The following is a 25,263-nucleotide window of genomic DNA, read 5'->3' on the forward strand; positions in this document are numbered from 1 at the left end:
CTTTAAAAGTTTTTGGGGTTATCTACATTTAGTCCATATTGTTCGAAAAATTCATCTTTGAAATCAAGTAATCGATCTTCTCTTATTGCTTGGCGAACATTCTCCATCAATTTTAACAAGAAATACAAATTATGATATGTAGTAAGACGAATTCCAAATGTTTCATCTGCTTTAATCAGATGACGCAAATAAGCTTTAGTATAGTTTCTACATGTGTAACAATCACATTCAGGATCTAATGGTGATAAATCTGTTTGATATTTCGCATTTTTTATCACTACTCTACCTTGTGAAGTCATACATGTACCATTTCTAGCTATACGTGTTGGTAAAACACAATCAAACATATCGATACCTCTAATTGAGCATTCGATTAATGCATCAGGTGAGCCAACGCCCATTAAATATCTTGGTTTATTAAATGGCATTAACGGCGTCGTATGTTCAACCATTCTGTACATAACAGGTTTCGGTTCTCCAACTGATAAACCGCCAATCGCATAACCAGGAAAATCAAGTGAAACTAAATCTTTAGCACTCTGCTCTCTAAGATCGTTGTATTCCCCACCTTGGATTATACCAAATAGAGCTTGATCTTCAGGACGTTTATGAGCTTCAAGACATCTCTCAGCCCATCTAGACGTTCTTTCAATTGATTTCTTTACATAATCATACTCAGATGGCATAGGAGGACACTCATCAAACGCCATCATAATGTCTGAACCAAGATCGTTTTGAATATGCGTTGCCTTTTCTGGACTTAAAAACAATTTAGAACCATTTAAATGATGTCTAAAATGCACACCTTCTTCTTCAATCTTTCTCATATCACTTAAACTGAATACTTGAAAGCCTCCTGAATCAGTTAATATTGGTCCATCCCAATTCATAAACTTATGTAATCCACCCACCTTAGAAATGATATCACTTCCAGGTTGTAACCACAAATGATAGGTATTGCTTAAAATGATTTTCGCTTCCATTTGTTTAAGTTCTTCAGGACTCATCGTTTTTACAGTTGCTTTTGTACCAACTGGCATGAACATTGGTGTCTCAAATGAACCATGTGGTGTATGAACGATTCCCAATCTTGCACCAGACTGTTTACAAGTTTTAATATGCTCATATGTTACTGCAGGCATGTCTTTTTCTCCTTCACTATATAATAATCATTGCATCCCCAAAACTAAAGAATCTATATTCAGATTCAACAGCATGACGATAAGCATTTAAAATATTTTCGCGCGATGACAGCGCTGAAACTAACATGATTAAAGTAGATTTTGGTAAATGGAAATTTGTAATTAAGCCATCAATCGCTTTAAATTCATACCCAGGATATATAAAGATATCTGTCCAGCCACTTTCGGCTATGAATTTATCATTCCTACTTCGTATTGTTTCTAACGTTCTTGTTGAAGTAGTACCAACTGAAATAATTTTTTTACCATCGGCTTTAACTTTATTTAATAATTCAGCAGTATCTTCAGACATTTGATAATACTCTGAATGCATTTCATGTTCGTCGATATTATCTACACTTACCGGTCTGAATGTACCTAATCCTACGTGTAAAGTTATAAATGCAACATGTACACCTCTATCTCTAATTTCTTGTAATAGATTTTTAGTGAAATGTAGTCCTGCAGTTGGTGCTGCAGCTGATCCAACAGCTTTAGCATAAACAGTTTGATATCGGTCTTGATCATCTAGTCTTTCTTTAATGTAAGGAGGTAATGGCATTTCACCAAGTTCATCCAAACGTTCTTGTAAAATGCCTTCATACGAAAGTTTCATAATTCTACCACCTTGGTCTAACTCTTTAACACAAGTAGCAATTATTTTACCTTCCCCAAAAGATACACTTTGATTTATCTTTATACGTTTTGCAGGTTTGATAAGTACTTCCCATTCGTCATTCTCTTGTTGTGTTAGCATTAACATTTCAACTTTCGCACCAGTTTCTTCTTTAATTCCAAATAATCTAGCAGGCATGACTTTTGTATCATTTAGTACTAAACAATCTCCCGGTGATAACTGATGTATAACATCTTTAAATGTTAAATCTTCTAATTCACCTGTAACTTTATCGCATTTTAGTAGTCGACTACTTTCTCTATTAAGCAATGGTGTTTGAGCGATCAAAGACTCAGGTAAATCAAAATCAAAATCTTCAATATTCACAGGCTTTGCCTCTTTCCTCATTCTAATATTATTTCTTTATCTCAAAATGGTCATAACTCACTGCAGTTGCTTTTCTACCACGAGGCGTTCGTTCTATAAAGCCTTTTTGAATGAGATATGGTTCGTACACATCTTCTAATGTAATACGTTCTTCCCCAATGGTAGCAGCAATTGCATCTAGGCCAACTGGTCCACCTTTATAATTATTCAATATACAGTGCATAATTTTATAGTCAATATGGTCTAACCCTTCTTTATCAACTTGTAATAAATCTAATGCATGTTTAGTTGTACCAATTGTTATTGAATCGTCACCTTCAACTTGAGCAAAATCTCTCACTCTTCTTAACAATCGGTTAGCAATTCTTGGTGTCCCTCTGCTTCGTTTTGATAACTCATTTGTACTTTGGTCATCTATTTCAACATTAAAGACTTCAGCAGTACGTTTAATGATTTCTTTTAAACTTCCATCATCATAATATTCTAAACGTAAATGAACGCCAAATCGATCTCTTAAAGGAGCTGATAGACTTCCTACTCTAGTCGTAGCACCCACTAATGTAAATGGCGGTAAATCAATTCTAATACTTCTTGCTTCTTCACCTTTACCAACTACTATGTCTAAGAAAAAGTCTTCCATAGCTGGGTATAAAACTTCTTCTACTACACGACTCAAACGATGTATTTCATCTATAAACAGCACATCACCGGGTTGTAAAGCTGATAAAATCGCAGCTAAATCTCCTGGTCTTTCTATAGAAGGTCCACTAGCTGTACGTAAATTAACGTCCATCTCATTAGAAATGATGTTAGCAAGAGTCGTTTTACCTAAACCTGGAGGACCATATAACAAACAATGATCAAGAGGTTCTTCTCTTAATTTCGCAGCTTTAATAAAAATATCTAAATTAGATTTAATATTATGTTGACCTATATACTGATTCAATGTGTCCGGTCTTAATGATAATTCATTTTGCAAATCTTCTTCAAGTTCATGTTCATCAACTACACGATCATCCAAAAAATCACCTCATTTATTGAATAAGTAGTGCTAAAGCCCTTTTAACACATGCATCTACAGTATCGAATGTTTCTTTTTCTAAAGATTTTTTAACCTTAGTAATTTCACGTTTAGAATAACCTAATGCTTCTAACGCTAATACCGCTTCCTCTAATACATCATTTTTACTTTCGTCAGCTTGAGCAAAGAGCTCTGATTCTTCAGTAATAGTTAATTTACCTTTTAAATCTAATATAATTTGTCTAGCTGTTTTCTTTCCTATACCAGGGAATTTTGTTAAATATGCTTCATTTTCATTCTCAATAGCAATTTTAACTTCATTCGGTGTACTGGCTGCTAATATTGCTAGTGCAGATTTAGGACCAATACCGGTAACTTTAATAAGATTTAAAAACATGTCTTTCTCTTCTAAATCTATAAAACCATATAATAGATGCGCGTCTTCACGTACAATTAGTTGTGTAAAGACTTGCGCCTCTTCTTCTAATTGAGATTGAAAACGATATGAATTTGGTGTTTGTATTTCATAACCTATACCGTTATTTTCAACTACTATATGTGTTGGATATAATTGAGAAATTTTACCTTTTATATATGCATACATTAGATAACTCCCTTTACATGCTCATTCCAATAACTTCAACTTCATCTACGTGTGGACTTTCTTTAATAGCATCCATCAATTCTTCTAGAGATAATTCTATATTAGAGGCATTTAATGAAATCGTTATAGTAGCTCTGTCTTTCATAGGTAAACTTTGATGAATCGTTAAAACAGATCCTTTTAATTCAGCAATTTTATTTAATACAAAAGCAAGCATACCTACTTCATCTTGAACATACAAAATTAAAGTTAAATTTCGTGTTTGTTCCTCTAATCTATCTATAGGGAAAATCGTATCCTTATATTTATAAAATGCACTTCTAGAAAGATTAAACTCTTTCACTGCATCATAAATAGTCAAATTGTTATTTTTCATGAGCGCATTTTTTACTTTTATAGTTTTTTGAACAGATTCTGGCAATACATCTTCCCTAATTAAATAAAACTTCTTTGTTGATTCATTTGATTTTTTCAATTAGAACACGCCCTATTCGACAAATTCAAATTCTCCACCTAATATTCTTACAATATCACCATTAGAAGCGCCTTTTTCTCTCAAGGCATCATCGATACCCATTGATCTCATCTGTCTAGCAAAACGTCTAACAGCTGCATCACGATTGAAGTCAGTCATCATGAATAATCTTTCAATTGAATCACCTGTAACAACATAAGCTCCATCGTCATCACGAGAAATAACAAAATGGTCTCTTGATTTTTCATGTTTATAGACAACTCTATGAATACCTGTTTCTTCTTCTATACTATCGAAATCTACACCTTCAGTTTCATCGAGTAAGTCAGCGATTTGATATAATAATTGATCAACATTTTCGCGTGTAACTGTACTAACAGGAACAATTTTTACATCTTCCTCGAGCTGTTCTTTAAACATCTCTAATTGTGCTTCTGAATCTGGTAAGTCCATCTTATTTGCAACAACTATCTGCGGTCTTCTTGATAAGTTTTCATTGTAAGATTTCAACTCTTGATTAATTGTAACATAATCTTCATAAGGGTCTCTGCCTTCCATTCCACTCATATCAATAATGTGAACTATCACTCTCGTACGTTCAACATGACGTAAAAATTGATGACCTAGACCTACACCTTCTGAGGCTCCTTCAATTAAACCAGGTAAATCTGCCATTACAAATCCTCGGCCATCTTTAGTTTGTACAACACCTAAATTAGGCTTAATAGTTGTGAAATGATAAGCACCTATTTTAGGTTTAGCTTTAGATACAATTGATAGGAGTGTCGATTTTCCTACGCTTGGGTAACCTACTAAACCTACATCAGCCATTAATTTCAATTCTAGAATAACTTCAATTTCTTCTCCAGGCTCACCATTTTCACAAAAGTCTGGTGCTGGGTTACTCGGTGATGCAAACCTTGAATTGCCTCGACCACCACGGCCACCTTTTGCTACTGTAGCACGTTGTCCATGCTCTACTAAATCGGCTAGTACTTCTTCATTTTCTACTTTTTTTATAATTGTGCCAGGTGGAACTTTTAAAACTAAATCACCTGAACCTCTACCATGCATGTTACTGCTTTGTCCATTTTCACCTTTATCAGCTTTAAATTTTCTTTGGAATTTAAAATCTAATAAAGTACGTAATCCTTCATCTACTTCAAATACTACTGAGGCACCTTTGCCTCCATCTCCTCCGGCCGGACCACCAAACGGAACATACTTTTCACGACGAAAAGCAACTAAACCGTTACCGCCATCACCAGCTTTCAAAGATATCTTGACCTGATCTATAAACATGTTTACACCTCTAGTTCATTAATATTAATAAAAAATTCTAATTCACATATTTCTTGATTATACGAAATAATTTCTATATTATAGTTTGAAAAAATTTACTTAATTTCATTTTCGTTTATCGTAATACCTTTAGCTGACATTATTAATGTAACAAATTCCTGTTCAATAATTAATCCGATATGTGTATCTAATTCGTCAATTTCATTGACGATATGATTCATCCATTTGTGATAAATATTTAACAAAATGTTATCTGATAGGAATAAATTCCTTTGATAATCTTCATCGCTATTACATTCAATTTCAAATGTCCATTTAGAGCCTGACAATGAGATTTTGTGTGAAAATACTTCTTGAACAAACTTTCTGCATGGTGCATTTAAAAATAATTGTTCTTGTTTAAGTTCTTGATACAATTCATCTATTAATGAATTAACTTTACTTTCTTTACCCAACTGTTTATAAGTATATAACAGTTGAAATTGATTGACAAAATCGTGTCTCGACTTTAAATACACATCTAAATCATCCATTTTATCACCTATATTGTAAGTATTCATAAATACTATTATACCATTTTAATCATTTGATTAAAAAAAGAAACACCAGAAAAAATTCTGGTGTCTCAATTTAGTGATTATTCAGCAGCTGTATATACAGATACTCTCTTTTTGTCACGACCAAAACGTTCGAATTTAACAACGCCGTCGATTTTAGCGAATAATGTATCGTCTCCACCGCGACCTACGTTTTCACCAGCGAAAACTTTAGTTCCACGTTGACGATAAAGGATAGAACCACCTGTAACGAATTGACCGTCAGCACGTTTAGCTCCTAAACGTTTTGATTCAGAGTCACGACCGTTCTTTGTAGAACCAACCCCTTTTTTCGATGCGAAAAATTGTAAGTTTAATTTTAACATGAGTTACACCTCACTTGTAATTTAGTTTAATATATTGCCCGTATTCTTCTTCAATAGTCTTTAAAGAAATGATTAGGCCTTGTAATAAAGTTTGCGCTCGTTCATTTTCTAAGTTTACACTACGTATATGAAAATATCCACCATCGTCACTGTAATCTATATCAGGTGTTTCATCAGTTAAACCGATGATTGCATTCGTCGTACCAAACACGACTGCAGATGCGCCAGCGCAGACTATATCTTTGCCGTATTCACCTGAATCAGCATGTCCAGACATAATAAAATCTGTAACTTGCCCTTCATCGTTTAAACTAATATCTACTTTAATCATTGCTTACGCGTTAATTTTTTCGATAGTTAATTTAGTGTAAGGTTGACGATGACCTTGTTTACGCTTGTAGTTTTTCTTAGCTTTGTATTTGAAGACAGTGATTTTTTTACCGCGTCCTTGTTTTTCAACTTTAGCAGTAACTGAAGCACCTTCAACAACTGGTGATCCAACTTTAACTGAATCTCCACCTACAAATAATACTTGGTCAAAAGTGAATGAATCACCTTCATTTACGTCTAATTTCTCAACCCAAATTGTTTGACCTTCTTCTACTTTAACTTGCTTTCCGCCAGTTTCAATTATAGCAAACATACTTGCACCTCCTAATTTTTTAAGTCACGCCATTCATAGGTGACGTTCGTACTTAATACCTATGATTGAGCGGTTGTATGTAGCTTGAAACTACTCAACTTCAATAGATTACCATCTACAGTTACTATTGTCAATATTCTTTAATTAATTTGTATTTCTTTCTAATAATTTCAAAACGAAAGGAAAAATAATAACTAAACAAATTAAATTAAATATTATTGTTGGAATTAATCGGAATAATATAAGATTACCAAAATCTATTGAAATAAATCCTAATATGCCATAAAAAGCCATAACCCATATTTCTAATAATACCACCGAAATAATGAGTAAAATAACCATCATTAAAATATCTCTATAAAATACTTTGAATAATTTATCCATCATTACTACAAATAATGCATAACCAAATGTGTAAACACCATATACGCCGCCATAATAAATGTCAGTAAATATTCCAGTAACGATTGCTAAGATAATCGCTACTTTAGGGTTTTTATAAACTGCAATTATTAGTAAGTATAAGAATGTAAGGCGTGGAACGATAACGAATGTTTCATTAAATAGATGAATAGGTGATATTCTAGTTAATAAAGAATCTAGATAAAATAGTAAGACGCCAATCAGAGGAATAACATATAATCTCATTATTCCTCACCACTTTCGTCTGCTGAAGGGATAGTCTCAGGATCTCTATTAGCCACATAGACATGATTAAGGTCTTTAATATTTGTTGAAGTTTTTATGTATGCTACTTTAGACAATCCGTATTCGTCATTTTCGACTTTCTCAACTTCTCCTACCAATAAACCTTTAGGAAGTTGATCGCCTAAACCATTTGTTACTACTTTAGATCCTTTTTTAATTTTGTATTTATTATCGATATCACTAATAACGAGAAGCCCTTTTTCTTCGTCATATCGATTAATCATACCAAAGACATTTTCGCCTTCTTGTTGAATATCTACAGAAAGCTTACTCGTTTTTACACTTGTAGAAATCAGTTCAACTTGAGATGAAAATTGGTTAGCTTTTTTGATTCTTCCTACTAACCCTTCACTAGTGATTACAGCCATATTTTCTTTCATTCCACTTTTTTTACCTTTATCAATAATAATCGTGTTCATCCATTGATCTGGACTTCTTGCAATTACAGTAGCAGATATTGGATTAAATTGTGAAATGTCTTTCATATCAAGTTCTTTTTTTAATTCTTTGTTTTCTTTTTCCAAACGAGCTTTATCAGCTTTAATCTGTTCAGTGCGCTTTGCTTCTTCTTTTATTTTTTTAACATCATCTTCCGAAGTTGTTAAATTAGTGAAAAAGTTCGATACCATCGTCACAGGATAAGAAACAATTCTACCTCCAAATGATGATGTATCACTAGCATATTGTTCACTAAGCGATGCAGATTGTGCCCTCATTGAATACCCTACTATTACTATTAACAAAACCATGGAAATTAGAAAAAATACTAATTTATTATTTTTAAAAAAATTCGACAATCTAAACACCTCTTAATTTTCAAATGTCTAAATAACAATGATATTACTATTTTATCTTACAGTTCCATTTAAATAAAGTACGAGACTGTCGATATAGTAAAAAAGTTAATATGCTTCTTCAGGTAAGAGTTCAATATTTTGATTCATTTCATTTAAATCATCTTTCAAATCTTGCTCTGTGTGATAAACGTACATTTGTGGTTCACCAAATTTATATAGTATATATTCAGTGCCTCTTTGACCAGCTACGTAATTTTCATTATAGCCCATTCTTTCTAAATCTGACACAGCCATAAACTCTCTCTTATTAATCCAGCTAAAAGCTTGTTTCGTTTGTCCTAAAGGTACATTTCTTAACAAAGGTGTATCTTCTATTGTATAAGTAGAATTAGCTCTCCCAGGAACAACTTGTTCACTTTGTGGTGTTTCATCACTATGATCGAAAGGATTTAATTCACTTAAAGCAGGTACATTTCTATATACAATGATAATAATAACAATAATTGCTATTAATGCTAATAAATTTCTAATTAACCTAAATAACCATCTCAATTTTATGGCACCTCTCATTCAAATTTATTATACATAATTGTTTTAAAACTATCATCAGACTTGGGACCTAACTCTTTAATCATGCTGTAGTCTGATGTAAGATATGTTTGAAGCCTTTATAATGATATTAAGAGGTGAGAATTATGGAGTTAATTTATATTTTCATAGCAATATTATTGTTAATTATATTTTTTAGATTTTTCGTTGGAATATTAAGATTCGCTATAAAATTAGCTATTATCGCTTTAGTAATATATTTTGTATATCAAGGCGTTATGTATTTCATGTGAAATTTATATAATTTTTAAAGCCAATTATACGATTAAGGCCGTATAATTGGCTTTTAATTCTGTGAGAATATTCTTTATCACTTATTTAATAATTTACTTAAAATAAACAATGTAATAGAAACTAATAATCCCCACACAATCCCAGCACCAATACCACCTATAAATAAACCGAAATTGATATTAGTACTACTATCATTTATAGCAATTAAAATAGAACCTAGAAAGACACCAACTATACTCAATCCCATTACAACGCCATAATCCTTTTTAACGATAGCTCGTCTATTTTTATTTTGAAAAACAGTAATTATAAATAATACAGGTAAAATAACTAATATAAACGTAATAATTTGCAAAACTAAAACTCCTGACTTCATTTTACATATATTATAACATTGTATGATTATGAACGTTCAATAATTTCTAAATCTTCTTTTGTAATATAGTCATCTTCAAATAAACTTATAAATTCTCCATCTCCTATAATGATATGATCTAGTAAATCAATTCCCATTAAATCACAACAGTATAATAGTCTTTTCGTAGTCTTGATATCTTCTAAAGATGGAGTAGGATCCCCACTAGGATGATTATGTGCTATTACAATAGAAGCAGCTGAATGTTTAACCGCTTCTCTTAATAAATCACGTGGATGTACAATCGACATATTTAAAGAACCTATGAATATAGATTGCTCATGAATAATTTGATTTTTTGTATTTAATAAGAGTGCAACAAAATGCTCTTGCTTTAAATATCTTAATTTTTCCATAAGATAATCTGCAACATCTTGAGGTTCATTTATTTCTATTTTGTCCAATACAGTATTGCTATGCATTCTCTTTGCTAATTCTATCACTGCCAATATTGTCAGAGCTTTCTTCTCACCAATTCCATTTACACTTAATAACTCTGGTAATGTTAGGTGCCTTAAATCACGTAATTGATTTACAAGTTTTAGCACTTGATTTGCACAATCTATACTAGAAAATTGTTTACTACCTGAATTGATTATAATTGCTAATAATTCTCTATTTGTTAATCTATCAGCACCATATGATTTTAATCTCTCTCTTGGCTTGTCTTCTTGTTGTAAGTCTTTGATTTTCAATGACATATTAACCTCCTAAAAAATAAAATAGTAATTGATTATTAAATATACATACACTTATTGATGAAATTGCTATATAAGGTACTAATGGAACTTTTGTTATAATAGATTTTTTAAATAAAATATAACTGATAGCAGAAATACCTGAAATGATAAAAGTAAACATAAATATAAGTAAAAATTGCTTCCAAGTTAAAATGAGACATAATATACAAAACAATTTCACATCCCCATAACCTATTCCACCTTTAGATAAAAAGTATAAAGTATGGATGATAAAAACGATTTCTAATGAAATTAATATATTTTCTAAATCGGGTTTGAATATCAAAATACCAGTTATAAACATGAGAATTAAAATATGATTAGGAACAATGTAGTATTTCATATCATATATAGCTAAAGGAATTAAAAATATAATTAAAAAATAATACAAATGAGGATTATGTATTTGAGGTGAAATTAGTGGCATAATAAATAAAATACTTAATAATATTTCAACAGTGATTAAATCTTTAGGTATGGACGTATTACAATATCTACATTTACCTTTGAGATAAATATAACTAAAAATTGGAATTAAATCTTTATATTCTAGTTTATGATTGCAATATGTACACTTTGAACGACATGTTAATGTTTTAAAATTGATGATTGTTGTACTTGTTAATTGATACATATAACTTGCTAAAATAGATCCTAAAATAAAGTATAAAAGCATTATTTATATCTCCTTAGTTGATATAAAATAATATATCAATTAAGGCCATAATATTCCTAATTTCATAAATTCAAAATTTTTAACTAACAAAATGAATAAGTTTTAAAACAGACAAAAAACTTGAAAAAACCGCTATTATTAAGCAATTTCTTTCAAGTTTTTCATATTATTAATTAACTAGTATTAAAGCGACAAATATTCCGACCATACAAACGATTACCCATAGTAATAATAACTTCCATATAAATTTAACCCACTGTGTATACGGGATACCTGCTACAGCTAGTCCACCCATAAGTGAAGCAGAAGTAGGAAAAATACTATTACTAATTGCATCACCATATTGGAAAGCTAATACAGCCATTTGTCTATTAATATTTAGGATATCAGAAATTGGTACCATTAATGGCATCGTTGTCATGGCTTGTCCTGAACCTGATGGTATAAAGAAATTAAGAAATAATTGAATAATAAACATCGTTCCAACAGTTATACTAGCAGGTAAATCTTGAATTGAATTTGTTAAATAGAAGACTATAGTATCAATTATTTTACCATCTTCCAATACAACTACAATTGCTTTAGCAAATCCTACTATTAACGCTCCAAACAAAATGGATTTCATACCATCGATTAGCGCATCAAATGTTCCATTGAAACCTAAACCACCAATAAATCCTGCCAGCAAACCTGCTACTAAGAAGTTTGCACTCATTTCATTGAATGACCAACCGAACTTGAATATCCCAAAGACATTAAAACAAATTGTACTTACAAGCAAAATTAAACATATAATTTGTCTTTTTGTAAATCGTTCGAGTTTTTGGTTATCTTCACTTTCCTCAACTTCCTTTACTTCTATATCATATACTAAACTTTTAGAAGGGTCTTTTTTCACTTTTCTAGCATAGAACATTACGTAAAGTATGCCTACAATCAGAATAGCAATATAAATCGGTGTTCTTATTTCCCATCCTGAAAATAATGGCAATTCTGCGATCTTCTGTGCAACACCGACTGTAAAAGGATTGAGCATACCTCCTAGAAACCCAGCAGCTGCTCCCATTATAATCATAGCGGCTCCAGTCATTGCATCATAACCTGCTGCTCTTGCTATAGCTATTCCAATTGGTACAAATATAATCGTTTCTTCTGCTAAACCTATTGAAAATCCTAATAACGAGAAGATAAGCATCGTTAAAGGTATCATAAACTTACTATTTTTACCTAGCTTATTCATCGCTGCGTTTACACCGTTTGTGATAGTGCCAGTCTTATGTATTACGCCAAACGCGCCACCAACTAAAAAGATATAAAATATAATATCAGCACCACTTATTAAACCTTCAGGAATAGATCTGAAAATATCTAAAAAGCCAGAAGGTTCACTTTTTACAAAATGGAACGTCCCAGAAATCACTTCTTCTCTATCATTAACAGTTTTTCTATCAAACTTTCCAGCCGGTATAATATAAGTCAAAATAACACTTATCACGATAATGAATAACAAAATAGCATAAGTATGTGGATTTTTAAATGTGATATTTCTTTTCTTTTTTAACCCCATTAAATTCTCTCCTTCTTCGTTTGATTTTCTTTTACCCTATTATTCAGAAAATAATGAAAATATAAAAAAAGTATTGGATTAAAAACCCAATACTTTTTATCCATTATACAAGTAATTTACGAACTTCACTGATGAAATATAAACTACCAGTTATTATAAGCAAATCACCTTGATATGATTCAATGAACTCTCGATAATTTTTAACTTTCTCTATATGCGAATGCTCAACACTTTCATAAATTGTATCAATTGGTAATGCTTTTGGAAAATCAAATGTTGTAACGAAAAATCGATTCGCTATGTCTTCAAGACTATTTAACATTTTCCCAATAGGCTTTCCATCAATAGCAGCAAATAACACGTCAATCTTCTTATCTGAGTAATAATGCTGTAATGTTTTTACTAAAGCATCAATACTTTCTTTATTATGAGCACCGTCTAAAAAGATTAAAGGATTATCATTTACCTTTTCAATTCTTCCATACCACGTTACATTTTCAATTGCGTCAATCATCTTATTGAAGTCTAACTGGATTAATCCTCTTTGATACATTTCAATCAACGTTGTAATTGCTAGCGCAGCGTTTTCATGTTGATGATTACCTATCATTTTTAGTTTGATATTTTCTAATTCATAGTTGTCATAACGATACGTGAATTCTTCGCCTTCTGACACAACATATATATCCCTATCTAATTCCAAACCTTTATTATGATGATGTTCTACAACTTCTCTAATAAAATTCAAAGCATCTTTAGGTTTGATTGAATATACAAGAGGCACACTAGGCTTGATTACACCTGCTTTTTCACGTGCAATATCCATGTAAGTCTCGCCTAATATATTAGTATGGTCTAATCCGATGCTTGTTAATACAGTCATAATAGGTTGGAATACATTTGTTGAGTCGTTTAAAGCACCTAATCCCGCTTCTACTACAACAAAGTTAACTGGTCGAATTGTACCAAAATAAACAAACATAATTAATGTAATAACCTCAAATTCAGTTGCAGGACCTAGGTCTGTTTCTGCTTCAAGTCTTTCAGTTATAGGTTTGACTATTTGAACTAATTCAACTAGTTCCTCATTTGTAATTGGTTTACCATTTAAACTTATTCTTTCATTAAAAGTAATGATATAAGGTGAAGTAAAAGTACCGACTTCATATCCATTTGCTATTAGTGCATCACGAATATAACTAACTGTCGAACCTTTACCATTTGTACCAACTACGTGAATACCTTGTATTTTATCTTCTGGATGATCAAGCTTACTTAACATCCATTTCATTCGTTTTACACCTGGTTTTATCCCGAATTTAGTGCGTTCATGTATCCAATGTAAACTATCTAAATAATTCATAAGCCTTCCTAGCCTCTCAATTGTTCAATTCTTGCTAAAACACCGTCATATTTTTCTTGATAAGTTAATTTCTTTTCTTTTTCTTCGTTGATGATTTTTTCAGGTGCTTTTGCAACGAATTTCTCATTGCTTAATTTTTTGTTCACACGATCAAGTTCTTTTTGCCATTTGTCTAATTCTTGTTGCAATCTTTCAATTTCTTTATCCATATCAATTAAACCTTCAAGCGGTAATATTACTGTAGCACCATACACTACTTCAGTCATCGCTTTTTCAGGAACTTCAATTTTAGTATCAATTATTAACTCACTAGGATTACAGAAACGTTCTAAATAATCCTTATTGTTTATTAATTGTTCTTGTACTTTTTCATCTTTAGCTTCAATATGAATTGGCACTTCTTTAGACATAGGCGTATTAACTTCTCTACGTGCTTGACGAACTGATTTTATAATTTCAACTAATAATTGCATTGAAATTTTACTATTTTCATTAGACAATTCTGGTCTTACTTCTGGCCATGAAGCTTGGATAATCGTTTCGCCCTCATGTGGTAGAGCTTGCCAAATATGTTCAGTAACGAAAGGCATAAATGGATGTAACATACGCATAGTTTGATCAAGTGTATATGATAAAACAGAACGCGTCATTTGTTTTTTAGACTCGTCGTCACTATTCATAGGAATTTTACTCATTTCAATATACCAATCACAGAATTCATCCCAAATAAAGTTATATAATACGCGTCCAACTTCGCCAAACTCATACTTATCACTTAACTCTGTAACATGAGCGATTGTTTCATTTAAACGTGTTAATATCCATTCATCAGCAACTGATTTTTCTCCTGATAAATCAATATCCTTAACTTTAAATGATTCACCTATATTCATTAAGCTAAAGCGGGAAGCGTTCCAAATTTTATTAATAAAGTTCCATACTGATTCAACTTTTTCAGTTGAATAACGTAAATCATGTCCTGGTGAAGAACCTGTAGCTAAGAAGTATCTCAAACTATCTGCACCGTACTCATCAATCACATCCATTGGGTCTACACCATTTCCTAGTGATTTACTCATCTTACGTCCATCTTCAGCTCTAACTAATCCGTGAAGTAAAACATCATTAAATGGTCTTTGATCAGTAAATTCTAAACCTTGGAAAATCATACGACTAACCCAGAAGAAAATAATGTCATAACCAGTAACTAATGTATTAGTTGGATAGTAACGTTTGAAGTCTTCATCTTCTACATTTGGCCAACCTAAAGTTGAGAATGGCCATAAAGCAGAACTAAACCAAGTATCTAATACATCTTCGTCTTGAGTCCAATTTTCGATATCTGAAGGCGCTTCTTCGCCTACATATATTTCACCTGTTTCATTATGATACCACGCAGGAATTTGATGACCCCACCATAATTGACGTGAAATAGTCCAATCACGAATATTTTCCATCCATCTGTTAAATGTGCCTTCAAAACGGTCTGGTACAAAATTAATTCGTCCATCAGTCTCTTGATTATCTAAAGCTCGTTTAGCTAATGGTTCCATTTTTACAAACCATTGAGTTGATAAATATGGTTCTACAACTGCACCACTTCGCTCTGAATGACCAACAGAATGCTCATGCTCTTCAACTTTAATCAATTCACCAGAAGCTTTTAAATCTTCTACTAATTGCTTACGACATTCAAAACGATCTAAACCATTATATTTACCTGCTAATTCATTCATCGTGCCATCTTCGTTCATTACATTGATTTTTTCTAATTGATGACGTTCACCAATTTCAAAGTCATTTGGATCATGAGCAGGTGTAACTTTCATTGCACCACTACCAAATTCCATATCAACATAGTCATCAGCTATAATTGGTAGTTCTCTACCAATTATCGGTAAAATAACAGATTTCCCTATAGAATCTTTGTATCTATCGTCATTTGGGTTAACAACGATTGCAGTGTCACCAAGCATCGTTTCAGGACGTGTAGTTGCAATTTCAATAGAACCTTCTCCATCTTTAAATGGATAATTTATATGATAAAAATGACCAGTGATATCTTCGTGAATTACTTCGATATCTGAGATAGCTGTTTTTGTTTGTGGATCCCAGTTAATGATTCTTTCACCACGATATATAAGATCTTTTTTATACATCTCAACAAATACTTTCTTTACAGCTTGAGATAAACCTTCATCTAAAGTAAATCTTTCGCGACTATAGTCTAATCCAAGACCTAACTTTGCCCATTGAGCACGAATGAAATCTGCATACTCTTCTTTCCAAGACCAAGAATGCTCTAAAAATTTCTCTCTGCCTAAATCATGTCTCGTTAAACCTTGCTCATTTAATTTAGCTTCAACTTTAGCTTGAGTAGCAATACCAGCGTGATCCATACCAGGAAGATAAAGTGTATCGTAGCCTTGCATTCTTTTCATTCTTGTTAAAATATCTTGTAATGTTGTATCCCATGCATGGCCTAAATGTAGTTTCCCAGTAACATTTGGTGGCGGAATTACAATTGTATAAGTTTCTCTATCTTTATTCTCACTTGGTTTAAAATAATCATTTTCTAACCATTGTTCATAACGACCTTCTTCAACCTTTTTAGGGTTGTACTTAGGTTCCATTTCCATATAAATCACTCCTCATTAAAATAAAAAACCCGTCCTATAAACTAGGACGGGCTCAACCGTGGTACCACCTAAATTCAATATAAAATAAATTATATTGCACTCTTACGATTATCGCTCGCTCACGCGTTAACCTACTTAGTTTCAGATAACGTTCCAAACAAGGCTACCTTCAATCACCATTAATATGCATTTTCACCAACCATGCACTCTCTATCATTAATCAATGATTTACTCTTCCTCTTTAAGTATTCGATTACTTTAATAATATAAGTACCGACTATATAAGTCAATATTGATTTATATTAATTCTTATAATTTTTAGATTGTTTTGTTAAAAATACTTTTATTAATGGCGCAACGATTAGCAAAATGAAAAATATTCTAAATATATGGTAACTGGATATCATTGCAACATCACCACCTGTTTCTAAAGCTACAACAATTATTTGTGCCATACCTCCAGGTGCAGCGCTTAAGAATAAATCATTTATATTTTCATTAATAAATAGTTGGAATAAAAAGACGAGTAAAAAAGCACCAATAATAAGCATAATATTTTGAAATGCAATCGCAAAAATTGTTTTATTCGTAATATTATCTATTAAATCAGCGATTTGAACCCCTATTCTAATACCAAATAGTATTTGAGCTATGATAATATATTGATAATCTAAAGTGAAAACTTGGCCAGTTAATAAGTTCCAAGTTAACATGACTAAAATAGGAGATAATAAATAAGGAACTGGAAATCGGAATTTATAAAAAATGAGAAATGTTACCGCGATGCCAATTAAAATAATAAATAACTCTGGTATACTCAATACGTTAAATATAGAAGGTTCTTGTGCTACGTGACCACTTTGTTCACCATTACTACCATATATAGATGAAATAATAGGTACTAAAATAACTACGAACATAATTCTTGATGTTTGAGTTAAAGTAACTACTAATAAGTCGGCTTTTTTATTTTCTTCTGCCATAACAACCATTTGACTTAGCGCCCCAGGAATTGCACTTAACAAAGCAGTTTCAAATGTGACATTAGCAATTTTCTTAAAAACAATAGAAATTAATAATGCAATTAACAAAATGAATACTGACATTAGTACAATTTGTAACCATTCACCTTTAATATCATTTAATACAACAGGTGTAAAGGTTGATCCCATTTGTACACCTAATATTAAAAGACCTAAATTACCTAACCATGTTGGCCAAATAATTTTTCTTTTCATGAATTTGATTACAATTAAACTCGCAAATATTGGGCCAAACATCCATGGTAAAATCATATGGATTTTATCAAGGAAAAAACCTAGTACGATAGCAAGTACACTTACTAATAAAATATTCCATTTATTACTATTCATGAAATAACACCTCGAATAGATTATATCATTTTTACAATTAAAGACCCCGAAAAACGGATTATAATCCAATTTTCCGGGGATATATTAAACTTATTTTACAATTCTTGATAGAGCATTATCAAAGGCTTGGATTGTTTTTTCAATATCTTCTTTCGTATGTGAAGTAGATAAGAATGTACCTTCAAATTGTGAAGGTGGTAAAAATACACCTTCTTTAGCCATTTCTCTATACATATTACTAAATAATTCTAGATCAGATTTATTAGCTTCGTCAAAATTCGTAACTGGGCCTTCGTTTAAGAAGTAACCAATCATTGATCCAGCACGATTAACAGTTATTGGTACATTGTATTTACTGAATACATTTTTCAAACCTTCTTCTAATAAATCTCCCAATTCATTAAAGTATTCATAACTTTCTTCAGTCAATTGAGTTAATGTAGCATAACCACTCGTCATAGCAAGTGGATTACCAGATAATGTGCCCGCTTGATATACTGTACCTACTGGTGCTATTTGTTCCATAATGTCTCTTCTACCACCAAAGGCACCAACTGGTAAACCGCCACCAATCACTTTTCCAAGACAAGTTAAATCTGGTGTTACACCGAAATAGCCTTGTGCACAATTATAACCAACTCTAAATCCAGTCATTACTTCATCAAAAATTAATAAAGTATCATTTGATGTAGTTATTTCACGAAGTCCTTCTAAAAATCCGTCAACAGGTGGTACAACACCCATATTACCTGCAACTGGTTCTACTATTACAGCTGCAATATCATCACCATAATGTTCGAAAGCTACCTTAACTGATTCAATATCGTTATAAGGTACTGTAATTGTATTTTTAGCTGTACCTTCTGGAACACCTGGAGAATCTGGTAGACCTAGAGTGGCAACACCAGAACCTGCTTTAATAAGCAATGAATCACTGTGTCCATGGTAACAACCTTCAAATTTCAATATTTTATTTTTTCCTGTAAAACCTCTAGCTAAACGCAATGCTGCTAGCGTAGCTTCAGTACCTGAAGAAACCATTCTCACCATTTCTATAGATGGTACACGATCAATAACTAATTGAGCCATTTTATTTTCAAGAATCGTTGACGCACCAAAAGAAGTCCCTTTGTCCACCGCTTCATGTAATGAATTTCTCACTTTATCATCAGCATGACCAAGGATTAATGGTCCCCAACTTAATACATAATCTATATACTCATTACCATCAATATCATAAATCTTTGAACCTTTACCATATTCCATGAATATTGGATCAGTGTCTACTGATTTAAATGCACGAACTGGACTGTTAACACCACCAGGCATTAAATTTACGGCTTCGTTGTAAGCTTGTATTGATTTTTCATAACTCATATTAGTATTCTCCTTCATCTAGATATTTACAAATGTCTTTTGCAAAGTAAGTAATAATCATATCTGCACCTGCACGTTTCATAGAAATCATTTGTTCCATAACAATTTTTTCTTCATCTATCCAACCATTTAACGCTGCTGCTTTAGTCATGCTATATTCTCCGCTTACATTATAAGCAACTACAGGTACATCAGTATTATTACGTACATCACGAATAATATCTAAATAACTTAAAGCCGGTTTAACAATCATCATGTCACAACCTTCTTTTAAGTCACTTTCTAATTCTCTAAAAGCCTCTAATCTATTACTTGGATCCATTTGATAAGTCTTACGATCTCCGAATGAAGGCGCACCATCTGCTGCTTCTCTAAATGGACCATAGAAACTTGATGCATATTTTATACCGTAACTCATAATAGGTATGTTTTTGAATCCTGCTTCATCTAAACCTTGTCTAATCTCCGTTACAAAGCCATCCATCATATTACTTGGTGCAATAATGTCTGCTCCTGCTTTTGCTTGTGATACAGCTGTCTTAACGAGTAATTTTAATGATTCATCGTTATCTACATCATGAGTCGTTTCATCTATAACACCACAGTGACCGTGGTCAGTATATTCACATAAACACGTATCTGCTACAACTAATAAATCAGGGAATTTACTTTTTGCTAAACGAGTGGCTTTCTGTATGATGCCGTCATCTACAAAAGCACCAGTACCACATGCGTCTTTTTCATTTGGAATACCGAAGAACATAACACCTCTTACACCTAGGTCATAAGCTTCTTTAAGTTCTTCTTCTAATAAGTTTAAGCTTAATTGATATATACCTGGCATAGACGTTATTTCATTTTTAATGTTATCTTCTTCTATTACAAAAATAGGATAAATTAAATCTGCTTTATGAACATAAGTTTCTTTTACAAGATTTCTCATTGATTGTGAAGATCTTAATCTTCTATGTCTATCAAATTTCATTACTCTACCTCTTCCAATATTTTATTTAACATATCATTCAGTGTTGCACGTGGAGCAACTCTACATTCTTGATGGTATGTTTTTAATTTTTCTTCTGTTATTTCACCAATCGCATACACTTCAATATTATCAATCTTATTATACTTTTCAAAATAACTCGACACAGCAGATGAACTAGAAAATGTCACATGCGTTACTTCGTTATTTTCAATAAGTTCATGAACTTTATCTACATTTTCATAATTCGTTTTTGGTTCGTAAATATGAAGTCGTTGAACTTCATTGTCCCATTCTCTCAAATGGTCTGTTAATTTATTTCTTGCTAGTCTACTACAAGGGATTAATATTGATTGTTTATGCAATCGATTCTCTAAAGAATCCAATAAACCTTCTTGTGTAAATGTACTTGGCATAACTTCAATCGGTATTGAATAATCTTCAGCGAGTGCTTTAGTTTTTGTACCAATTGCTGCTATATGCTTTACATTTATTAAATTTAAATATGGCTGAAATAATTTAATGGCGTTTACAGACGTAAAAATAAGCCAATCATAGTATGGTTTTATACAAGATTCGTCAACTTCGATTGGAACAATATCTATAAAAGGATAATGTTTCAGTTCTATATCTTCGCGTTGAACAGTTCTTGTACTTGTAACCACTACAATTGGCTTCATTTTAACGACTCCTTATTACGCTTCTTCTTCATTTAGCTTTCTAATAATCTCATAAGCACCTTGGGCTTTTAACTCGTCAGATACTTCTTTACCTATTTCTACTGGATCAGTTCCAACTTTAGTAGATTCATATCTTTCTTTACCATCTGGTGACATTATTAAACCTGTGAATGTAATTTCGTTGCCTTCTTTAGTTGCATAACCAGCAATAGGCACTTTACAACTACCATCCATTTCACTTAAGAAAGTTCTTTCACTTGTAACACATGTTTTAACTTCTTCATCATGAACAGCATTTAATATATCTAGTAATTCTTTATCATCACTTCTACATTCAATGCCGAGCGCGCCTTGACCGATTGCTGGCATCATCGTATCTTCACGTAAGTACTCTGTAACTATATCGTCACCCCAGCCCATACGTTTTAATCCAGCTGCTGCTAATATAATTGCATCAAAATCTTCAGTACGTAACTTTTCTAAACGTGTATCAATATTACCTCTTATCCATTTAATTTCTAGATGTGGGTATTTCGCTAAAATTTGAGCGCCTCTTCGTAATGAGCTTGTCCCAACAATACTGCCTGGTTTTAAATCAGCTAGTTTGACGTGATTGTTAGCTACATATGCATCAAAAGGTATTTCACGTGGTGGTATGCAACCTAATGTAAGACCATCAGGTAACACACTTGGCACATCTTTCAATGAATGAATAGCAAAATCAATTTCACGGTCGAATAAAGCTTGTTGAATTTCTTTAACGAACAAACCTTTTCCACCTACTTTAGATAATTGAACATCAATTATTTTATCGCCTTTAGTGACAATTTCTTTAATTTCAATATCTAAATCTGGAAATTTTTCTTTCAATTTATCAATAAATTGCTGACTTTGTGTCATCGCTAATTTACTTCTTCTTGAGCCGACAATAATTTTACGCATATTTTCCTCCATGATCATTTAGTTAAACCATTGATGAAATCCTGAAAATTTCGAAACCACCAAATAATTTATCATACAAACTAAGAATATCATAATATTAGCAACTACTAATGTCTTAGTTTTAACAGTTTTTCTTACTCGTAGGAATAAATATATACCATATAGCAATAAGACAATTAATGATCCAATTACTTTTAAGTCCAACCAAATCTCACTACCAATAATGATTAGACCCCATTGTATTCCTAATATTAAACTTATTAACAAGACTAAGAAGCCTACTAAAGAAAATCTAAATACATTTTGCTCTAGCTGTTCAATGCTTCCCATTCTAAAAAACTTTTGGTTAAATGTCTTTTCTTTTAAATTTTTTCTTTGTAATAAGTATAAAATTGCATGTGATGTACTCAATGCAAAGATAACATAACTCAAAATCGCTAATGAAATATGAATGAGTAATAATTCATTCATCATGTTTGCGGCAGTATTTTCGGCATCATATTGTTCAGGTCTGAAAGTATGAATTGTTAAAAATACAAAACCAATTAAATTAATTATAAATACTGTTAAGTCAGTTGATTTAAAATAGTTTAAAACTAACGAAACTGTAATAATCATCCAGGTGTAAAAATAAAAACCTTCAAATAGGGTTAATATCGGAAATTGTTTAGTCGTAATGATATACATGCATAAAAAGATTGTTTGAAATATCCAAACAATCCCTAATGCATAGTAACCAAGTTTTCGTACTTTATTATTCTTTTGAATAAAATCATAAAAGTAACACCCTAAACATATCATATAGATGATTAAAACAACCTCATGCAAACGTACTGCAATTATATCTTGCATAGCATCACCATTTAATTAAATTAAGATTCAACTGTATTAGGCGTCAATTGAACTTGTTTAGATTCTTTCTTTGTTTCTGTTTTATTTTCATTTATTCTCTCAACTTCATTTGTAATGTTGAAGATTTCTTGGAATAATTCTAATTTTTCATCAGATTTTTTATCTGTTGATAATTCTTTAGCTTGTGTAATAGGATCTTTAAGTAACTGATTGACGATGCTCTTCATATGTTTAGAGATTACTTTACGTTCTCTTTCAGTCATGTCAGGTAATTTTCTCTCAATACTTGTCATTGTATCTTGTTGTATGTGAGAAGCTTTGTCTCTCAAAGCAGTTATTACTGGTACAACACCTAACATATTAACCCACTCTTCATGCTTATCAATTTCTTTAGCAATTAATAGTTCAATTTCACGCGCAGCTTTCTCACGTTCTGCTAAGTTTGCATCTACTAGACCATTTAAGTCGTCTACATCATAATTAAACATTAATTCTAAATCGTTAACTTCTGGATCAATGTCACGTGGAACAGCAATGTCGATAAGAACTAAAGGTTTATGCCTTCTAAATCTTTCAACATCTCTCATCATATCTTTTGTTAATACATATTGCTCAGCACTTGTTGAACTAATTACAATATCAGCTTCCATTAAAGAACATTGCAATTCGTTTATGCTTTTTGCTACACCTTTATATTGCATAGCTAAAGCCTCAGCTTTTGCAACAGTACGGTTTAAAACAGTTATATCTGTCACGCCACTACCGTTCAAATTCGCAACAGCTAATTCTGCCATCTCACCGGCACCTATGATTAACGCTTTTTTATTATCTAATCTGCCTAATACTTTTTTAGATAGTTCTACTGCAGCATAAGAAACTGAAACAGCATTAGATGCGATATCTGTTTCACTGTGAGCACGTTTAGCTAATGTAACTGCTTGTTTAAATAAACGATTAAACATCGTTCCAGTAGTTACTTCTGTTTGTGCAGTTTGGAAAGCGTCTTTCATTTGTCCTAAAATTTGAGTTTCACCTAATACCATAGAATCTAACCCAGATGTCACTCTGAATAGATGTTCTATTGCATCATTCTCAGTTAGAACATTTGTGTGCGTCTTAATTGTATCTAATGATTGATTAAACCAGTCAGCTAAAAATGATTGTATATAGTATCTGCCTGTGTGTATTTGATCTACTACGGCATATACTTCTGTCCTATTACATGTTGATAAGATTACACATTCTAATATAGATTTTTTGTTACTAAGAGTTACAAGCGCGTTTTCAATTTCTTGATCATTAAACGCTAATTTCTCGCGCATCGCAACGTCTGCAGTTTTATAGTTTACACTTACTACAACTACATGCACTTCTAACGCCCCCATTAATTTATGTCCAATGTCTTAATTATAACATTTCTAATCTAGGAATGTGAGGAATTTGTTTAAATAAATTGTGACAATAATGCCCAAATATTGTCCGTCTTGTCTTTATTTAATGAAGAATAACTAATTAATACGTCCTCAGATTCTATTTCCAGTGTTTCTCGAATAATTTTGAGATGTTTTTGAACTTTACCTTTTGGTATTTTGTCTTCCTTAGTAGCAACTATAATCGTAGGTATTTCAAAATGCTTTAAGTAATCGTACATCAATATATCATCTTGTGTAGGTTTGTGGCGTATATCTATAAGTTGTATTACACATTTAAGTTTTTTTCTCGTTGTTAAGTACTGTTCAATCATCTTGCCGAATTGTTCTCTTTGTTTTTTACTTACTTTAGCATAACCATATCCAGGCACATCTACAAATATTAATTGTTCATCAATGTTAAAAAAGTTTAAAGTTTGTGTTTTACCTGGTTTAGATGAAGTTCTCGCTACTTTTTTTCTAGAAATAAGTGTGTTAATAAATGTTGATTTACCTACATTTGATCTTCCACTTAATGCTATTTCAGGTAAGCCCGTTTCCGGATATTGCTTAGACTCTACTGCACTAATTATAATGTCTACATTATTTGGATTTATTTTCATTGTAATCTCCTACATCATTCGTTTCTTTTATTATAGCTTAAATCATTAAATAATTAAACATAGCAATGTAGTGAAACAACAAGCTCTTATTTTTAAAAAGTCTTTGTAATGTCAACACTGCTAAAG

General features: G+C 31.8%; 27 protein-coding genes and 2 other annotated features. All 27 genes read right to left on the bottom strand.

The window, feature by feature from the left end; translation table 11 throughout:
- Positions 1-2 precede the first annotated feature (2 nt).
- The 27 genes from tgt to yihA all read right to left on the bottom strand — a co-directional run bounded on the left by tgt (position 3) and on the right by yihA (position 25,137).
- On the bottom strand, positions 3-1,142 hold the full coding sequence (gene tgt, locus LQ682_RS03690) for a tRNA guanosine(34) transglycosylase Tgt (protein ID WP_016999268.1): 1,140 nt from the start codon (positions 1,140-1,142) through the stop codon (positions 3-5).
- Positions 1,143-1,158: 16 nt separating this feature from the next.
- Entirely contained in the window at positions 1,159-2,184 is a 1,026-nt protein-coding gene (queA, locus tag LQ682_RS03695) for a tRNA preQ1(34) S-adenosylmethionine ribosyltransferase-isomerase QueA (RefSeq protein WP_064211068.1), read from the bottom strand.
- A 28-nt stretch (positions 2,185-2,212) separates the two neighbouring features.
- Positions 2,213-3,205 (bottom strand): Holliday junction branch migration DNA helicase RuvB, encoded by a 993-nt coding sequence (ruvB, locus tag LQ682_RS03700; RefSeq protein WP_016999270.1) that lies wholly within the window; start codon positions 3,203-3,205, stop codon positions 2,213-2,215.
- A gap of 13 nt (positions 3,206-3,218) precedes the next feature.
- Entirely contained in the window at positions 3,219-3,809 is a 591-nt protein-coding gene (gene ruvA / locus LQ682_RS03705) for a Holliday junction branch migration protein RuvA (RefSeq protein WP_064211069.1), read from the bottom strand.
- Positions 3,810-3,822: 13 nt separating this feature from the next.
- Positions 3,823-4,284, bottom strand: coding sequence for an ACT domain-containing protein (locus LQ682_RS03710; RefSeq protein WP_064211070.1), 462 nt, complete (start codon positions 4,282-4,284; stop codon positions 3,823-3,825).
- A gap of 12 nt (positions 4,285-4,296) precedes the next feature.
- Positions 4,297-5,586, bottom strand: coding sequence for a GTPase ObgE (gene obgE / locus LQ682_RS03715; protein ID WP_239723887.1), 1,290 nt, complete (start codon positions 5,584-5,586; stop codon positions 4,297-4,299).
- Between the two features lie 95 nt (positions 5,587-5,681).
- Positions 5,682-6,146 carry a Spo0B domain-containing protein gene (locus tag LQ682_RS03720; RefSeq protein WP_239723889.1) on the bottom strand — a complete coding sequence of 155 codons (465 nt, stop codon included), beginning with the start codon at positions 6,144-6,146 and terminating at the stop codon, positions 5,682-5,684.
- A gap of 77 nt (positions 6,147-6,223) precedes the next feature.
- A complete protein-coding gene (gene rpmA / locus LQ682_RS03725; protein WP_016999275.1) occupies positions 6,224-6,508 on the bottom strand; it encodes a 50S ribosomal protein L27 in 285 nt (94 codons plus the stop codon).
- 10 nt (positions 6,509-6,518) lie between these two features.
- A complete protein-coding gene (locus LQ682_RS03730; RefSeq protein ID WP_239723891.1) occupies positions 6,519-6,839 on the bottom strand; it encodes a ribosomal-processing cysteine protease Prp in 321 nt (106 codons plus the stop codon).
- Positions 6,840-6,842: 3 nt separating this feature from the next.
- The gene (gene rplU / locus LQ682_RS03735; protein ID WP_016911517.1) at positions 6,843-7,151 is read right to left on the bottom strand and encodes a 50S ribosomal protein L21; all 309 of its coding nucleotides are present in this window, start codon (positions 7,149-7,151) and stop codon (positions 6,843-6,845) included.
- A 12-nt stretch (positions 7,152-7,163) separates the two neighbouring features.
- Positions 7,164-7,236, bottom strand: a sequence feature (ribosomal protein L21 leader region).
- A 59-nt stretch (positions 7,237-7,295) separates the two neighbouring features.
- On the bottom strand, positions 7,296-7,799 hold the full coding sequence (gene mreD / locus LQ682_RS03740; protein ID WP_016999277.1) for a rod shape-determining protein MreD: 504 nt from the start codon (positions 7,797-7,799) through the stop codon (positions 7,296-7,298).
- Complete coding sequence (mreC, locus tag LQ682_RS03745) at positions 7,799-8,656, bottom strand: rod shape-determining protein MreC (protein WP_239723893.1); 858 nt, start codon at positions 8,654-8,656, stop codon at positions 7,799-7,801. The genes mreD and mreC overlap by 1 nt, the downstream gene beginning before the upstream one ends.
- Positions 8,657-8,761: 105 nt before the next feature.
- Entirely contained in the window at positions 8,762-9,208 is a 447-nt protein-coding gene (locus tag LQ682_RS03750) for a DUF4930 family protein (RefSeq protein WP_016999279.1), read from the bottom strand.
- 367 nt (positions 9,209-9,575) lie between these two features.
- Entirely contained in the window at positions 9,576-9,854 is a 279-nt protein-coding gene (locus LQ682_RS03755; RefSeq protein WP_016999281.1) for a hypothetical protein, read from the bottom strand.
- 47 nt (positions 9,855-9,901) lie between these two features.
- Positions 9,902-10,615 (bottom strand): RadC family protein, encoded by a 714-nt coding sequence (gene radC, locus LQ682_RS03760; protein ID WP_016999282.1) that lies wholly within the window; start codon positions 10,613-10,615, stop codon positions 9,902-9,904.
- A 1-nt stretch (position 10,616) separates the two neighbouring features.
- The gene (locus LQ682_RS03765) at positions 10,617-11,330 is read right to left on the bottom strand and encodes a prepilin peptidase (protein WP_218729370.1); all 714 of its coding nucleotides are present in this window, start codon (positions 11,328-11,330) and stop codon (positions 10,617-10,619) included.
- 169 nt (positions 11,331-11,499) lie between these two features.
- Positions 11,500-12,897: a YfcC family protein gene (locus LQ682_RS03770; RefSeq protein ID WP_016999284.1), complete on the bottom strand. Its 1,398-nt coding sequence runs from the start codon at positions 12,895-12,897 to the stop codon at positions 11,500-11,502.
- A gap of 103 nt (positions 12,898-13,000) precedes the next feature.
- Positions 13,001-14,260 carry a bifunctional folylpolyglutamate synthase/dihydrofolate synthase gene (locus tag LQ682_RS03775; protein ID WP_064204333.1) on the bottom strand — a complete coding sequence of 420 codons (1,260 nt, stop codon included), beginning with the start codon at positions 14,258-14,260 and terminating at the stop codon, positions 13,001-13,003.
- Between the two features lie 8 nt (positions 14,261-14,268).
- Positions 14,269-16,899 carry a valine--tRNA ligase gene (locus LQ682_RS03780; RefSeq protein WP_239723895.1) on the bottom strand — a complete coding sequence of 877 codons (2,631 nt, stop codon included), beginning with the start codon at positions 16,897-16,899 and terminating at the stop codon, positions 14,269-14,271.
- Positions 16,900-16,938: 39 nt separating this feature from the next.
- Positions 16,939-17,153: a binding site (T-box leader), on the bottom strand.
- Positions 17,154-17,201: 48 nt separating this feature from the next.
- Positions 17,202-18,272, bottom strand: coding sequence for an AbrB family transcriptional regulator (locus LQ682_RS03785; protein ID WP_239723897.1), 1,071 nt, complete (start codon positions 18,270-18,272; stop codon positions 17,202-17,204).
- A 90-nt stretch (positions 18,273-18,362) separates the two neighbouring features.
- Positions 18,363-19,649 carry a glutamate-1-semialdehyde 2,1-aminomutase gene (hemL, locus tag LQ682_RS03790; protein ID WP_064204336.1) on the bottom strand — a complete coding sequence of 429 codons (1,287 nt, stop codon included), beginning with the start codon at positions 19,647-19,649 and terminating at the stop codon, positions 18,363-18,365.
- Between the two features lies 1 nt (position 19,650).
- Positions 19,651-20,634, bottom strand: a complete 984-nt coding sequence (gene hemB / locus LQ682_RS03795) for a porphobilinogen synthase (protein ID WP_064211076.1) — start codon at positions 20,632-20,634, stop codon at positions 19,651-19,653.
- Complete coding sequence (locus LQ682_RS03800) at positions 20,634-21,311, bottom strand: uroporphyrinogen-III synthase (protein WP_135020674.1); 678 nt, start codon at positions 21,309-21,311, stop codon at positions 20,634-20,636. The genes hemB and LQ682_RS03800 overlap by 1 nt, the downstream gene beginning before the upstream one ends.
- Positions 21,312-21,326: 15 nt before the next feature.
- Entirely contained in the window at positions 21,327-22,253 is a 927-nt protein-coding gene (gene hemC, locus LQ682_RS03805) for a hydroxymethylbilane synthase (protein WP_016999291.1), read from the bottom strand.
- Between the two features lie 18 nt (positions 22,254-22,271).
- A complete protein-coding gene (locus LQ682_RS03810; RefSeq protein ID WP_016999292.1) occupies positions 22,272-23,105 on the bottom strand; it encodes a cytochrome C assembly family protein in 834 nt (277 codons plus the stop codon).
- Positions 23,106-23,125: 20 nt separating this feature from the next.
- On the bottom strand, positions 23,126-24,475 hold the full coding sequence (gene hemA / locus LQ682_RS03815) for a glutamyl-tRNA reductase (RefSeq protein WP_103268883.1): 1,350 nt from the start codon (positions 24,473-24,475) through the stop codon (positions 23,126-23,128).
- Between the two features lie 74 nt (positions 24,476-24,549).
- On the bottom strand, positions 24,550-25,137 hold the full coding sequence (gene yihA, locus LQ682_RS03820) for a ribosome biogenesis GTP-binding protein YihA/YsxC (RefSeq protein WP_239723898.1): 588 nt from the start codon (positions 25,135-25,137) through the stop codon (positions 24,550-24,552).
- Positions 25,138-25,263 lie beyond the last annotated feature (126 nt).

The sequence above is a fragment of the Mammaliicoccus sp. A-M4 genome, assembly GCF_022386955.1.
Lineage (GTDB): Bacteria > Bacillota > Bacilli > Staphylococcales > Staphylococcaceae > Mammaliicoccus > Mammaliicoccus lentus.

Excerpts from the sequence above, each read along its gene's own strand:
- tgt (WP_016999268.1), bottom strand. The coding sequence starts at position 1,142 with ATGCCTGCAGTAACATATGAGCATATTAAAACTTGTAAACAGTCTGGT.
- ruvA (WP_064211069.1), bottom strand. The coding sequence starts at position 3,809 with ATGTATGCATATATAAAAGGTAAAATTTCTCAATTATATCCAACACAT.
- obgE (WP_239723887.1), bottom strand. The coding sequence starts at position 5,586 with ATGTTTATAGATCAGGTCAAGATATCTTTGAAAGCTGGTGATGGCGGT.
- LQ682_RS03720 (WP_239723889.1), bottom strand. The coding sequence starts at position 6,146 with ATGAATACTTACAATATAGGTGATAAAATGGATGATTTAGATGTGTAT.
- rpmA (WP_016999275.1), bottom strand. The coding sequence starts at position 6,508 with ATGTTAAAATTAAACTTACAATTTTTCGCATCGAAAAAAGGGGTTGGT.
- LQ682_RS03730 (WP_239723891.1), bottom strand. The coding sequence starts at position 6,839 with ATGATTAAAGTAGATATTAGTTTAAACGATGAAGGGCAAGTTACAGAT.
- rplU (WP_016911517.1), bottom strand. The coding sequence starts at position 7,151 with ATGTTTGCTATAATTGAAACTGGCGGAAAGCAAGTTAAAGTAGAAGAA.
- mreD (WP_016999277.1), bottom strand. The coding sequence starts at position 7,799 with ATGAGATTATATGTTATTCCTCTGATTGGCGTCTTACTATTTTATCTA.
- radC (WP_016999282.1), bottom strand. The coding sequence starts at position 10,615 with ATGTCATTGAAAATCAAAGACTTACAACAAGAAGACAAGCCAAGAGAG.
- LQ682_RS03765 (WP_218729370.1), bottom strand. The coding sequence starts at position 11,330 with ATGCTTTTATACTTTATTTTAGGATCTATTTTAGCAAGTTATATGTAT.
- LQ682_RS03770 (WP_016999284.1), bottom strand. The coding sequence starts at position 12,897 with ATGGGGTTAAAAAAGAAAAGAAATATCACATTTAAAAATCCACATACT.
- LQ682_RS03775 (WP_064204333.1), bottom strand. The coding sequence starts at position 14,260 with ATGAATTATTTAGATAGTTTACATTGGATACATGAACGCACTAAATTC.
- LQ682_RS03780 (WP_239723895.1), bottom strand. The coding sequence starts at position 16,899 with ATGGAAATGGAACCTAAGTACAACCCTAAAAAGGTTGAAGAAGGTCGT.
- LQ682_RS03785 (WP_239723897.1), bottom strand. The coding sequence starts at position 18,272 with ATGAATAGTAATAAATGGAATATTTTATTAGTAAGTGTACTTGCTATC.
- hemL (WP_064204336.1), bottom strand. The coding sequence starts at position 19,649 with ATGAGTTATGAAAAATCAATACAAGCTTACAACGAAGCCGTAAATTTA.
- hemB (WP_064211076.1), bottom strand. The coding sequence starts at position 20,634 with ATGAAATTTGATAGACATAGAAGATTAAGATCTTCACAATCAATGAGA.
- LQ682_RS03800 (WP_135020674.1), bottom strand. The coding sequence starts at position 21,311 with ATGAAGCCAATTGTAGTGGTTACAAGTACAAGAACTGTTCAACGCGAA.
- hemC (WP_016999291.1), bottom strand. The coding sequence starts at position 22,253 with ATGCGTAAAATTATTGTCGGCTCAAGAAGAAGTAAATTAGCGATGACA.
- LQ682_RS03810 (WP_016999292.1), bottom strand. The coding sequence starts at position 23,105 with ATGCAAGATATAATTGCAGTACGTTTGCATGAGGTTGTTTTAATCATC.
- yihA (WP_239723898.1), bottom strand. The coding sequence starts at position 25,137 with ATGAAAATAAATCCAAATAATGTAGACATTATAATTAGTGCAGTAGAG.